Origin of the sequence: Spartinivicinus poritis (assembly GCF_028858535.1) — a bacterium.
Lineage (GTDB): Bacteria > Pseudomonadota > Gammaproteobacteria > Pseudomonadales > Zooshikellaceae > Spartinivicinus > Spartinivicinus poritis.
Window position 1 is genome coordinate 146066 of the sequence record NZ_JAPMOU010000007.1, and the last position, 13669, is coordinate 159734.

Sequence of the window (13669 nt, forward strand, 5' to 3'; positions counted from 1 at the left end):
ACAGTGAGATTGTATCTTTATATCAACTAAACCGACTTACTAACTGCTCGAATACTTGCTTTATATTCGGCGACGCATTTAGCCAGTTTTTATTAAAACGCTGCAAATCCCGTTGAAATGCAACCTGAAATGAACCTGGGCGATCATGCTGTTGCATAGCATCCAGGTCAATCATTTGCAGCCCAGACTCTGCCAAAAGCAGGTTATTGGCTTTTAAATCACCATGAGAAATTTGATATTTCTCCATGGTTTCAAATAACTGGCTAAACGCTGGCAACCAGCGCTCAACCTCAGACGAGTCAGTTGCCGCTAAAAAATGCGATAAACAGTCTGGCCCAGCAACATACTCTAAAATCAAAAATGCTCTACCACGCAACGGCCCGCAGCGCTCTTCAATTAATGCTATCGGTTGCGGCGTTTGAATACCCAACAAGCCCAGCCGATGGGCATTCAACCAGGATACCCAAGCCCGGCTTGGTCGCCAGCAACGAGATAACCGGTGCTGGACGCTCTTAATGTTATACCGCTTAATCACCAGTGGCTGGCCATTATACTGAGCCATTCCTACGGTTGCGGTATTTCCGCTTTTTAGCCGGTTTGAATTATCTACCAAACAATAGTCAAGGTTTTGTAAAAAGCCGTGCCATTCATCGCAACCCCACTCTCTTCGATAAATTTCTAAGCGAGACCAGCTTTTATTCACTACAAACTCACTACAGTCGCGAGTCACTTTTCGTAAGTAATTCGCTACTCGCCACTTTCGCCAACGGACTGTTAAAGCCTGTAGTTCCACTTCAGTCATTGGCTGCATTTCAAGTTGGCGGGCATTATAGTCTGCAACGACTTGTGATACAAAGCGATCATAATAAGGAGGCAACTGAGCCAAATAAATCGCCAAGTTATCCAAAATATCCTGTCTGGGCAGTAGGCTACCCTGGAGAGAGCCATCTACCCCATCGCCATCAATAGCCAGCATGTTACCCTGATAAACTAAAAAATTATTCAGATGAATATCATCTTGCTTCAAGCCAGCCTTATGCATCTGGGCTAGCAGGCCAAAGGAAGGCAAAAACAACTGTAGTCGCTGCTCATCACTACTGGCTTGTTGCCAGAGCTCTGCCAAGCTTTGGGTATTGTCCAGCCACTTAAAAAGTACCACATGACCTTGCTGTTCAAAGGTATCTGACGCTACTAGCTGCTGAGTAGCTACGCCAGCATCCTCTAACCAGCGGGTACCTTTTAATTCTCGCTGGGCATGCCACTTTGCTTTATTCGGGGCAACAAACAGTTTGGCTAATACTGGCTGGCCTTGATATTCGCCATAACCAACCACCCGCTTACCTGGCAATACACGAAGGGTTTTATGTACGACAAGTTCGACTTGTTCATTATCAAGCAACAGACTAAACGGCGTGGTAACCTCTCGGCCTTGACTACGCAATCCTGCCAAAGTGGCTTGTGGAATAGCTACCGCCACTTACTCACGCCCCTCGAAAAAGCCCAGCACTTGCCTGATTTGCTGTTTGTCTTTGCTCGTAAGCCGATGAGTAAGACTATTGCCTCGATACAGCTTGTAAAAGCGCATCCGCATCGTGCGCGATAAATGGTATTTTCCCAGTTTATCCAAGCAAGCCAGATCTTTAACAATGCGATATTGCAGCATCGGGCCAAACCACCTGAAACCACCAGGGCAGTCAATCAGAAATATCTGCGGATTGGCTTTATCCCGAGAAACCAGGATATTTCGCCACTTTAAATCGTTATGAACAAACCGGTAAGCATGCAATACCCGAGTAGCCCAAGCCACTTGATCAATCACTGACAATAACCAGTTTCGATCAGTTAAATAATTGGGGTACTCTTCTATTACCTCAGATAAATCTATGGTATTTTCCAGCCCTTCAGTAATTAAAGCGCCTTTCAGCATCATGCTAAACAGCTTTTGTTCTCCATACGCAACTAAATTGGCAGTTGGTAATCCCAAACGACGGAATAACAGCAGGTTTTTCCATTCTGCACGGACTCGACTACGACCAATATAACGACGCAAGCCTTTACCACCACCCGTATAGCGCTTTACATAAAAAACCTTACCAGCAGCTGTGACTTTATAAACTTTACTCAAAGGATCACTGGTAATCTGTTCACCTGGTAACTTGAATACTTTATCCAAGCTACCAAACACATCAGCAACAGGGGTATGTTGGTAGGGCTGAGTGACAGTCCAAAAACCCGATTTAGGCCAAACAGCAGACTTCAAAAAACTGAGCATATTCACCTTAAATTGCGTCACCTTTGCGTTGCTTGCGAGCATATAGTTTTTCTGCTTTTTTCGCCAACATACGCCAAGTGCTGGCTTTCTCTTTAAGTGCTTGTTTTAAAGGCTTGCCTGTGTATATCTTGATGAAGCGGAATAAATCATTACGGCACAGTCCTATATCCATCACCGAAAAATACAACGCAGCTAAATCTTTATTTAGCCAACGATGTGGTGTGTGGTTACGCACCTGAGCACGATGTAAGTCAATCAACCATAGATCAGGGTTTAAATCGGCAGGTAGCTTAGGCGATAAAAGAAAATGACAAATATAATAATCGCGATGATTTAACCCGTTTTCATGAATGGTTCGGGTTATCTTCGCAACCTGAGCAATTAAATTACGTTTTAGCTTTAATGGTGGTGGAGATTGCTGCCAATTTAATGATAAATCCTCAAGACTTATCATATCGTGCAGCTCTTCAGTGATAATAAACGACTGTTGTGTTGCAGGATTACAGCCTTTAATACCAAAAGCAACTGGAGTCATTGTTTTCACCCCAAGCTGCTGTAAGCGTTTAATTGCTTGCCACTCGTTAGTCGCACCTAATACTGGCCAGCGAAACCGAATTAAATTATCGACAATATCTCGCCAACCAACACCAAAATGCAGCTTGGCAAAAAAGCCTTTACCATTATGCTCAAAACGCAATGTACGACGAGCTTCCAGCTCTCGAAATATTTCTCCTTGCAACTGGCGCACTTGAGCAAAAGGGTCTTTGCCCTGCCACCAGCTGGCAAAGTCTTCACGCAGATTTAATTTCACGACAGTTGCCCCGCTAGCTGCTCAATTTGCTCTGCAGCCCGTTCAGGCATACTATAAATATCAGCCTGCTCAGCAAAACTAAGTCCATTGGCTTGCCACTCTGAATGCTTATCAGACAGCAACATTTCTAACAACATTTGATTAAACTGCTGCTGATTAAAAGGGCTTGTTACTAGCAGACCAGCTTCAGCCTGTTGTATATAGCGGGCATAACCACACACATCGGTTACTAATACTGGTAAACCAGCAACAACTGCTTCAAGTAAGACAGTACCAGTATTTTCGTGATAAGCAGGGTGAATTAACAAGTCAGCACCCAATAAAAATCGGGAAATATCATCACGCCCTGCAAAAAAGCGAACCTGATTACTTACACCAAGCTTATTAGCCATCCGCTCAAATGGTTTAAAATTATCCTGACCAATCACAAATAGCTTCGTTGTTTGCCTTTGTTCAGCAGGTAATGCCTGTAGTGCTAATAAAGCTCTGTCTAAGCCTTTGGTTTTAAAGCCAGAACCTACCATTAACAACAGTTTATCCTGATCAGCCAGGCCAAACTCTTGGCGAAGCGCTGCACGAATGGAATCTGCATTAGCGGGCCGTTTTCGGTCTTTTGCGATACCAGGGGGTAGCAGATGAAAGCGATTTTGCGGGGTTTGATAATACTGCTGATAAATTGCAATTTGTCGCTCAGCAATCATTAAAATATGGGTGTGACTTTGCGCGCTAAACACCGCAGACTCAAAATGATTAAAATGTTTGTAACGAGCCCCTTGCCGATACAACCAACCTCTAGAGTTTTGGGCTTTTTCTTCATAGCAAGGATCAGCAGCATAATAAACATCCAGCCCTGGCATTTTATTAAAGCCCACCACTAAATCGACCGGGTTTTCCTTAATATCAGCCATCGCCGCTTGCTGAAAAGCTTGGTCACGTTTATGAGCAGATAATGCTTTGTTTCTAATTAATCGAACATCAAATTCAGCAGGTTGATCTCCTTGCCAACCCATAGTGTAAACACGAATTTGATGGCCACGGGCTAAACAGGCTAAAGCAATTCGTAAAAAGTCTCGCTGCAAGCCACCAAATGGGAAATATTTAAAAAGGATAAACGCCAACGTCATAAATTACTGGGCCACTTCTAGCTGCTGAGTTAACGACTGCCACACCACATCAGGCGTAAGCCCCTTAAAAATTGCTGGCTCGATAGTTTGCTCAGCCCTATCAGTTAACTGCTCAAGATCACTGGCACATAAGTGCACTTGGTTGGCACCATAGGCCCCGACTAATTTGGGAGAAGTAGGGCCATATAAAGAAACCGCGGGCACTTCTAAAGCTGAAGTTAAATGCCCTAAACCGGTATCAACTGCTACTACCGCCGTTGCATCAGCAATGACACCTGCTAACTCAGCCAGCTTCATTTTGGGCAAGACTTTTATGCCACTACCTGTTGATTTATCAGTCACTGACGCTGCAATCGTTTCCGCCCGCTGTTTTTCTACAGCATTGCCCCAAGGCAATAGCACCTGAAAACCTGCTTGCACCACCTGATCTGCCAGAGCTTGCCAGTAAGGCACAGGATAGTGCTTAGTGGGCCAGGTGGTACCATGAATAAATACTACATAGGGCTGGTCAGTGCATTGCTGTTTCGGAAACCGAGTTTTATCTAAACTGAAGTGGCCCATTGTACTGGGAGCTGAATAGCCTAGCGCTTGAGCAAACAGCTGGCGTACTCGCTCAACTGCATGCTGGTCTTTAGCTACTGCGACTGGGCTGTCGTAAAATCGAGCACTAATCGGCTCGCGAGCAGACTGCTTGTCTAAGCCAAATTTAGAGCCGTTCGCCAACTGAGCTAACCAAGCACTTTTTAGCAACCCTTGAGCATCAATCACACAGTCATAATGCTCAGCTTTTAACTGTTGCTTAAACTGTTTCCACTCACCACTTTTCCAGGTTTGCCAAAGTTGCTTACGCCAACGGCGAATGGCAACAGGAATCACCTTATTAACAGCTTTATGCCAGTGGGGGATTTCTGCGAAAGCTTCTTCCACCACCCAATCAAACTGAATATTAGGAATCTGTGCTTGGGCATCGGTCAGTGCAGGTAAGGTATGAATTACATCCCCCATCGAAGAGGTTTTAATCACCAGTACTTTCATGGAGTAACCACCTCAACTGGCACTGCCTGGCTTTTTTCTATCACTAGATTAAGCGCTTGACTTACCTGGTCAGGCATTAGCTCTTTAAGGCAATTAAGATGCTCTAATGGGCATTCACGCTTGAAACAGGGGCTACAAGAAAGCCCTAACCGCACAATTTCTTTCTGCTTATTTAATGGTGGCGTAAAGTCAGGTGAAGTAGAACCATATACAACAACTAGTGGGCGCTCTAGCGCGGCGGCAATATGCATCAAACCAGAGTCATTACTGACAACTGCGCTGGCCAGAGATAACAAATCAACGGCATCCGCTAAGCTGGTATTGCCTGCCAGGCTAACCACTTGATCTTGGTGCTCCGCAGGCACTGCTTGTTTGATTAGTTCTGCCACAGGCTGATCTTTTGCAGAACCAAACAACCACACTTGCCAGCCTTTCGCTAACCACTCGCTGGCAACTGCCGCATAGTGTTGTTCAGGCCAACGTTTAGCAGGTCCAAACTCTGCACCTGGGCACAATGCTAATACTGGCTTATCAGTATTGAGCTGATAGCGCTCTAAAGATGCCGTGACATTGGCTTGATTGACAACCAGTTTAGGGGCAGGCAGGTTTTCAGGTAGTGGGCTGTTTTTAGGTAGGCCTAACGCGACAAAACGTTCTACCATCAGGGGGTAACGTTGTTTATCTAGTACACGCAGATCATTAAGCAAGCCATAACGCATTTCACCACGCCAGCCAGTTCGTAACGGAATTTTTGCCCAAGCAGGGACTAGTGCAGACTTAAAGGAGTTGGGTAAAACGATGGCTTGATTGTAATTCTCAGCCCGAAGAGAAAGGCCTAACTGCTTACGGCTTTTTAGATTTAGGGAACCGTGCCCTACAGGCATAACAATTTCGTTTCTGACTTCAGGCATTCGCTCCAGCAGCGGCCGACTCCAGTCCGGTGCTAGCACATCGATATCTGCTGAGGGATAGTGTTGCTTAATGGTCATAAACAATGGCTGCGCCATGACCATATCACCTACCCAAGAAGGCCCAACTACCAGTACTTTCACTACGAAACGTCACCCCAATCTAATCACGAACAAAGGCAGCAAGTACTTCTTACTACCTTTGTTTGGTAAGAGTCAAAAGGGGAGGGATTTTACCTTACAGCACAGGAGTTAGCCACTCGGGATAATCCTTACTTTGACCGGTCACTTGATCAAAATACATTTGCTGGAGCTTTTCAGTCACTGGACCACGACGACCACTACCAATCTTACGGCCATCATGCTCACGAATCGGCAATACTTCAGCTGCCGTACCAGTGAAAAAGGCTTCATCCGCAACGTATACTTCATCACGGGTAATCCGTTTTTCAACCACTTGATAGCCAAGCTGAGTAGCGAACTGAATAATCGTGTCGCGGGTAATCCCTTTTAAGCAGGAGGTCAACTCAGGGGTATAGATAACTCCATCAGTGACGATAAAGATATTTTCACCACTCCCTTCTGCAACATAACCTTCGTTATCCAGTAACAATGCTTCTTCACAACCACAGTCCAGCGCTTCTTTTAACGCCAGCATAGAGTTAATGTAATTACCATTGGCTTTCGCCTTACACATGGTAATGTTGACATGATGGCGAGTATAAGAAGAAGTACGAATCTTGATGCCTAACTCTTTTGCTTCTGGCGCCATATAAGAAGGCCATTCCCAGGCAGCAACAATCACATGGGTTTGTAACGAATCAGCTCGCAGCCCCATTCCTTCAGAACCATAAAAGCACATCGGGCGTAGATAAGCGCTATCCAGCTTATTTTCACGTACTACTGCACGCTGAGCTTCATTAAGTTGTTCTTTACTGAAAGGGACATGCATATTAAGAATGTGAGCACTATTAAATAGCCGGTCGGTGTGTTCTTTTAGCCGGAAAATACAAGGGCCATTAGGCGTGCTATAAGCACGGACACCTTCAAACACCCCCATCCCATAATGCAGGGTATGAGTAAGCACGTGGGTTTTGGCCTCCCGCCAGGGTACCATTTCCCCATCAAACCAAATCAATCCATCACGATCGGCCATAGACATTAGAGACTCCTTCAACTTTCAGTTATTCGTTGATTTTTACGCTTAGAAAAAGCCTATTCGCTTGCCAGCAGTGGGCTTTCTAGCCACTGCTGCCAAACCTCAATCACTCCTCGACGATACTCATGAAAGGTATCACCGCTGACTACACCCGCGTGCTTTTGCAGGGCTAAACGGTGAGCGGCAGCCCGGTAAGCCTTGTAGGCTTCACGGAAAAGACCGGCAGTTTCAGGTGTCATTAAGCCGGTTTGCTCAAGTTTTTCTAGCACCCGAATATTATCGGTATACGTAAGTAGCTCCGGGTACTGGTGTGACCAGGCTAGAACTCCATATTGGACCACAAATTCAATGTCAACGATACCGCCATAGTCATGCTTGAGATCAAACGGTTGCTCAGCCTCCCAGGCGTTATCAGCCATGCCTCCCTGAGTGGTTTTAGTGGCTAAGCTATCCCGCATTTTCTGGCGCATTTCGATAATTTCTTGCCTTAGCTTGGTTAGCTCTCTTGGCTCACCCAGCACCTTGGCTCTAATGGCCGAAAAGTCTTTTGCCAGTCTTTTACTGCCCGCGAGTGACCTGGCCCGTACCAGAGCCTGGTGTTCCCAGGTCCAAGCTTGATTTAATTGATACTGCTCAAAAGCACTTAAAGAAGAAACCAGTAACCCAGATGCCCCTGACGGCCGCAAGCGCATATCTACTTCATAAAGCTGGCCTGATGGGGTTTGAGTGGAAAAAATATGAATGATTCGCTGCCCAAGCCGGGTGTAAAACATACTACTTTGAATAGGTTTGGGGCCATCAGTCATGCTATTTGGCGGCGCATCATAAATAAAGACCAAATCCAGGTCTGAGCTATGGCCCAACTCAATGCCGCCCACCTTACCATAGCCAAGAATAGTAAAAGCTGCTTTCTTGTCAGGATAACCCTCAGGCAAACCATGCTTGGCAATTAGATACTGATAAGCAATATGCAACACCTGATCCAGCACTACTTCAGCAATCCAAGTCAAGTAATCACTCACTTTCATGAGCGGTAAAGTTTCTGCAACTTCAGAAGCAGCTACTTGCAACACATGAGCAAGTTTGAAGTACCGCAGGGTTTCCATTTGCTGCTCAATATCTTCCTCAGGGATTCGCATCAACTGCTGTCTAAGCTCATCTGCTAGCTCCTCTTTATTTGGTGGTGAATACAAAGTCCCTACATCCAACAACTCATCCAGCAACATAGGATACTTTGCAATGGTTTCAGCAATCCAAGGGCTAGCCACACAAAGCTTGAGCAACTGCTCTAAGGCATGAGGGTTTTCTATCAGTAGCACCAAATAAGCGGTTCGCCGCAAAACACTTTCAATAAAAGGCAGCACATTGAGCAAACAGTCATCTGGCGATTCTTGCTCAGCAGCCATCGACAACATAAAAGGCATAAATTGATCGATGCGATCTTTTCCTGTGCGCTGAGCCTGTTTCATCGACTGACTATTTTGCAAAGCACGCAGTCGCCGGTCAGCCTCTTCAGGCTGCTGAAAACCCTGTTTAGTAAATAATTCGTGCGCTTCTTCCTGGTCGACACTGCCTATCCAATAAGCTTTCCAGCTTTCCTGACCAGAAAGTTGGCTTGAGGTGGGCTTGTGAGGATCTGCCACCATTTGCTGAAAATGGTAATTCACTCGCTGGCGATGATGTGCCAGCTGTTTATTCAGCTCCTTCCAATGCTGATAGCACATCGCTAAAGCCAGTTGCTGCTGCTTGACTGACGAGCTTGGTAAAGTCTGACTTTGCTGATCAGCCTGAGCTTGAATAAAGTGCTCTAGTCGGCGGAGAAATTGGTAAGCCGCCCTGAGCTCAGTAACCACCTGCACTGGCAAATAGCCTTCACCTTCTATAACATCTAACACCTTTAGTAGCGCATGTTGCTGAAGGGCTCGGTCTCGCCCCCCATGAATCAACTGGAACGCCTGGGCAATAAACTCAATCTCTCGTATTCCTCCTGGGCCCAGCTTGATATTTGTCTCCATGCCTTTGCGGCGCACCTGCCGTTGAATTAGCTGTTTCATATCGCGCAACGCATCGACCGCACTAAAATCAAGATAGCGGCGATAAACAAATGGCTTTAGTCTCTCTAGCAGGTTACGACCTTGACGTGGGTCGCCGCCAACGACTCGGGCTTTAATCAGCGCATAACGCTCCCAATCTCGCCCCTGGTCTTCGTAGTATTGCTCCATTGCTCCAAAACTAAGGGCTAAGGCGCCACTTTGCCCATAAGGCCTAAGTCGCATATCCACTCGAAACACAAAGCCATCTGCTGTCACAGTATCCAGCGCTTTAATCAGCCGCTGGCCAAGCCGAACAAAAAACTCCTGATTGCTAATCGAGCGACGCCCACCCTGGGTATCCCCCTGGGTAGGATAAGCAAATATCAAATCGATATCTGAAGAGAGATTAAGCTCACAAGCACCGAGTTTACCCATCCCTAGCACGACCATATGCTGTGACTTATTATCTTTTTTGCCCGTAGGCACTCCCAGTCCTTGGGTAAGATCTTGATACAGCCAACGATAAGCTCTGTCGATACACACATCTGCCAGAGCACTCAGGTGATACATGGTTTCAGTTAAGGAGGCTTGACCAGTGACATCCCGCCAAACAATGGTAACCATCTCCTGATGCCGAAACTGCCTAAGCGTGCAGAGTAAGTCAGCTTCACTTGAAACCTGTTCAAAACGTTGAGCAAGTGATAACGCTAACTGCTTTTTACTGATGGGGCTCGCAAAGCGGTTATTCTCGATTAATTCAAACAGCAGCTTAGGGTTACAGCAGTTTTGTTGCGCTACATAGTCACTAACAGCCCAAACTTGGCAAAGCTGCTCCATAATAGCTTGATCAAATAAAGTAAACTTCTGCTCAAGCTGGTGAGCCGTCGCTGTTTCTTTAAAGCGCTCCCAATAGCCTTGCACGGTATTTTGCAGTATGCTTGGGAGCCCTGATAATGCTGCTAAGTCCATGATTTCCAATTAATAAAAATTTTATAAAGGCGACTTTGGTATGAATCAGATAGTTGGCAACATTTTTTGTTCGTTACTATTTAGGGCCTGCCACACTGACACATATCAATACAATGAAAGCTAAACCATAACTGATAGTTATTATTTAATGCTAGCTTTCTTTAAAATCCGTTAATACGAGAAAAATCAAGGCTTAACAGCAAAACTAAACATTGACTTTCAAACGCTTTTTGTAGCTTTACTACATTTCTAACGGAAAAACTCAGGTAAAACCGTTAATCTGTGTAGTATTACTACATATAAACAATTACAATAGCCACCCGTTAGGGCCTGTTGACATCTGTCTGAATGCGCTCTGTTGTGACTAAAAAAGCCTCAATCAAGGCGCGAGGAGTGCAGTTTGGTTGCTCCAAATAAATGACGAGCAACACAGAGTGAGGCTTTTTTTAGCCACAACCCGGAGGGCTGGGGCTATTATTCTGCTTTGCAGCGTTGTCAGTTACTTATGTAGCTTACTACACCACGCGCCTTCCGCCTTATAGCCGCCAGCAGAGCCCTTCAGACAGATGTCAACAGGCCCTATTAATGCTTATTTAAAATGGCACTAAAAGGGTAGCGGCTATAATCATTATACGCCTAATCTCAAGGCCCTTCTGACCTGGAGCAAATGAATATGCAGAATGATGTTGATCCAATAGAAACCCAAGAGTGGCTTGAGGCACTGGATTCAGTGCTAGAAAAAGAAGGGGAAGACCGGGCCCACTATTTACTGACTCGTTTGGCCCGTTATGCCAGCCGGGCTGGTACCCAACTGCCCTATTCCATCACTACGCCTTACCGCAATAGTATCCCTTCTTCTCGTGAAGCGAGAATGCCAGGCGATTTATTTATGGAGCGCCGGATTCGCTCTATTGTTCGTTGGAATGCCATGGCAATGGTGATGCGTGCTAACAAAAGTGATGCTGACCTAGGTGGTCATATTTCCAGCTTCCAGTCTAGCGCCACTCTTTATGACATTGGCTTCAACTACTTTTTTAAAGGCCCAACGGAAGACTCCGAAGGGGATTTAGTTTACTTCCAGGGCCACACTGCACCAGGCATCTACAGTCGTGCATTCTTAGAAGGTCGCTTAACTGAAGACCAGTTAGACAACTTCCGCCAAGAAGTCGATGGCAAAGGTTTATCCTCTTATCCTCACCCATGGTTAATGCCTGACTTCTGGCAATTCCCAACCGTATCAATGGGCTTAGGACCACTACAAGCCATCTATCAAGCGCACTTTATGAAATACCTTGATAACCGTGGTATGGCTCCTGCTAACAACCGTAAAGTTTGGGCTTTCCTTGGCGATGGTGAGATGGACGAGCCAGAATCAATGGGCGCCATTGGCCTGGCTGGTCGAGAAAAGCTCGACAACCTAATTTTCGTAGTGAACTGTAACTTGCAACGCCTTGATGGACCTGTCCGTGGTAACGGCAAAATCATTCAAGAACTAGAAGGTCAGTTCCGTGGTGCTGGCTGGAATGTTATTAAAGTAGTTTGGGGCCGTCACTGGGACCCACTATTTGCTGAAGATAAAGATGGGTTGATGCAACAACGGATGGATGAATGCGTTGATGGTGACTACCAAAACTACAAAGCCAAGGGCGGTGCTTATACACGCGAGCACTTCTTTGGTAAGCACCCAGAACTATTGGATATGGTTCAGCACCTTTCTGACGACGACATTTATAAGTTAAACCGCGGTGGTCATGACCCATATAAAGTCTATGCAGCTTATCATGCTGCGGTAAATCACACTGGCCAGCCAACAGTGATCTTAGCCAAAACCGTTAAAGGTTATGCTACCGGTTCATCAGCTTCTGCCAACATTACTCACTCAGTTAAGAAGCTAGCATTAGAAGACCTGAAGTTATTCCGAGATCGCTTTGATATCCCTGTTAAAGATGATGACTTGGAAAAAGTGCCTTACTACCGCCCAGACGCAGACAGCCCGGAAATGGTTTACATGCGCAAGCGCCGTGAGTCTTTAGGCGGTTATGTACCTCAACGCAGAACACGCTCTACGTCATTAGCTGCACCTGATTTAAAAGCGTTCGAAGCAGTAACCAAAGGCAGCGGTGAACGTGAAATTTCCACCACCATGGCTTTCGTCAGAATTTTAGGTGCTCTGGTTAAGGATAAAAACTTCGGTAAAAACGTTGTACCGATTGTACCTGATGAAGCCCGTACCTTTGGTATGGAAGGTATGTTCCGTCAGCTAGGTATCTACTCATCTAAGGGCCAGCTGTATACACCAATGGATTCTGACCAAGTGATGTTCTACAAAGAGGACAAAAAAGGTCAGATCCTTCAGGAAGGTATCAACGAAGCCGGCTCTCATGCCGCCTGGATTGCAGCAGGTACCTCTTATAGCTTCAACAATACACCGATGATTCCTTTCTACGCCTTCTACTCAATGTTCGGCTTCCAGCGAACTGGCGATTTAGCTTGGGCATCAGGTGATATTCAAGCTCGCGGTTTTTTAATTGGCGCTACCGCTGGTAGAACCACCCTCAATGGTGAAGGTCTACAGCACCAGGATGGTCACAGTCATATCCTGGCTTCCACTATTCCAAACTGTGTCAGCTACGACCCAACTTATGGCTATGAACTAGCTGTCATCATTCAAGACGGCTTACGCCGGATGTATGAAGAACAAGAAAGTGTGTTCTATTACATCACTACTATGAATGAAAATTACAAGCAGCCAGCCCTACCTGAAGGCGAAGAAGTTATTCAAGGTATTATCAAGGGTCTATATTGCTTTGAGCAAAACTCTAAGAAAGCCAAGCTTAAGGTTCAGTTAGTTGGCTGCGGCACTATTCTAGAAGAAGTACGCGCTGCTGCTGATATTTTACGTAAAGAATATAAAGTGGAATCTGATATCTGGAGCGCCACTAGCTTCAATGAACTACGTCGCGAAGGACTGGATGCTAAGCGCTGGAACATGCTAAACCCTGATGCAGAACAAAGAGTGCCCTATGTCACTGAGTGTTTTACTAATCGCCAGGGTCCTGTCATTGCTGCAACGGACTACATGAAGTTGTATGCAGATCAGATTCGTGACTTTGTTCCAACTACTTATATCACCCTTGGCACCGACGGTTTTGGTCGCAGTGACTCTAGACAAAAACTGCGTGAATTCTTCGAGGTTGACCGTTACTACATCACTGTTGCTGCCTTACATGCCTTAAAAGAAGAAGGCAAAGTCGATAGCAAAGTGTTAATTGATGCAATGAAGAAGTTCAACATCGATCCAACCAAAACCAATCCACTGTATTGCTAACCAATAGGTGTCAGTAGATTAAAGGGTAAA

9 protein-coding genes are annotated in these 13669 nt (G+C 45.7%); 1 reads left to right on the plus strand and 8 read right to left on the minus strand.

Going from position 1 to position 13669, the window contains the following annotated elements:
- Positions 1 to 22 precede the first annotated feature (22 nt).
- The 8 genes from ORQ98_RS08105 to glnE form a co-directional block, all read right to left on the minus strand.
- Entirely contained in the window at positions 23 to 1477 is a 1455-nt protein-coding gene (locus tag ORQ98_RS08105) for a lipopolysaccharide kinase InaA family protein (protein WP_274688293.1), read from the minus strand.
- Positions 1478 to 2314, minus strand: a complete 837-nt coding sequence (locus ORQ98_RS08110) for a lipopolysaccharide kinase InaA family protein (protein WP_274688294.1) — start codon at positions 2312 to 2314, stop codon at positions 1478 to 1480.
- Positions 2280 to 3083 carry a lipopolysaccharide core heptose(I) kinase RfaP gene (rfaP, locus tag ORQ98_RS08115; protein ID WP_274688295.1) on the minus strand — a complete coding sequence of 268 codons (804 nt, stop codon included), beginning with the start codon at positions 3081 to 3083 and terminating at the stop codon, positions 2280 to 2282. The genes ORQ98_RS08110 and rfaP overlap by 35 nt, the downstream gene beginning before the upstream one ends.
- Complete coding sequence (locus ORQ98_RS08120) at positions 3080 to 4207, minus strand: glycosyltransferase family 4 protein (RefSeq protein ID WP_274688296.1); 1128 nt, start codon at positions 4205 to 4207, stop codon at positions 3080 to 3082. The genes rfaP and ORQ98_RS08120 overlap by 4 nt, the downstream gene beginning before the upstream one ends.
- Before the next feature lie 3 nt (positions 4208 to 4210).
- Positions 4211 to 5242, minus strand: coding sequence for a lipopolysaccharide heptosyltransferase I (gene waaC / locus ORQ98_RS08125; protein WP_274688297.1), 1032 nt, complete (start codon positions 5240 to 5242; stop codon positions 4211 to 4213).
- The gene (gene waaF / locus ORQ98_RS08130) at positions 5239 to 6294 is read right to left on the minus strand and encodes a lipopolysaccharide heptosyltransferase II (protein ID WP_274688298.1); all 1056 of its coding nucleotides are present in this window, start codon (positions 6292 to 6294) and stop codon (positions 5239 to 5241) included. Before waaF ends, waaC begins: the two co-directional genes overlap by 4 nt.
- A gap of 94 nt (positions 6295 to 6388) precedes the next feature.
- Positions 6389 to 7312: a branched-chain amino acid transaminase gene (locus tag ORQ98_RS08135; protein ID WP_274688299.1), complete on the minus strand. Its 924-nt coding sequence runs from the start codon at positions 7310 to 7312 to the stop codon at positions 6389 to 6391.
- 53 nt (positions 7313 to 7365) lie between these two features.
- Positions 7366 to 10311: a bifunctional [glutamate--ammonia ligase]-adenylyl-L-tyrosine phosphorylase/[glutamate--ammonia-ligase] adenylyltransferase gene (gene glnE, locus ORQ98_RS08140; RefSeq protein ID WP_274688300.1), complete on the minus strand. Its 2946-nt coding sequence runs from the start codon at positions 10309 to 10311 to the stop codon at positions 7366 to 7368.
- A 673-nt stretch (positions 10312 to 10984) separates the two neighbouring features.
- On the opposite strand from glnE, the gene aceE reads away from it, so the two are divergent.
- Positions 10985 to 13639 (plus strand): pyruvate dehydrogenase (acetyl-transferring), homodimeric type, encoded by a 2655-nt coding sequence (aceE, locus tag ORQ98_RS08145; protein WP_274688301.1) that lies wholly within the window; start codon positions 10985 to 10987, stop codon positions 13637 to 13639.
- The last annotated feature ends 30 nt before the right edge of the window (positions 13640 to 13669 follow it).

What these genes read in the sequence shown, in the direction of transcription:
- ORQ98_RS08110 (WP_274688294.1), bottom strand. Translation starts at nt 2,314, where the DNA reads ATGCTCGCAAGCAACGCAAAGGTGACGCAATTTAAGGTGAATATGCTC.
- ORQ98_RS08120 (WP_274688296.1), bottom strand. Translation starts at nt 4,207, where the DNA reads ATGACGTTGGCGTTTATCCTTTTTAAATATTTCCCATTTGGTGGCTTG.
- waaC (WP_274688297.1), bottom strand. Translation starts at nt 5,242, where the DNA reads ATGAAAGTACTGGTGATTAAAACCTCTTCGATGGGGGATGTAATTCAT.
- ORQ98_RS08135 (WP_274688299.1), bottom strand. Translation starts at nt 7,312, where the DNA reads ATGTCTATGGCCGATCGTGATGGATTGATTTGGTTTGATGGGGAAATG.
- glnE (WP_274688300.1), bottom strand. Translation starts at nt 10,311, where the DNA reads ATGGACTTAGCAGCATTATCAGGGCTCCCAAGCATACTGCAAAATACC.
- aceE (WP_274688301.1), top strand. Translation starts at nt 10,985, where the DNA reads ATGCAGAATGATGTTGATCCAATAGAAACCCAAGAGTGGCTTGAGGCA.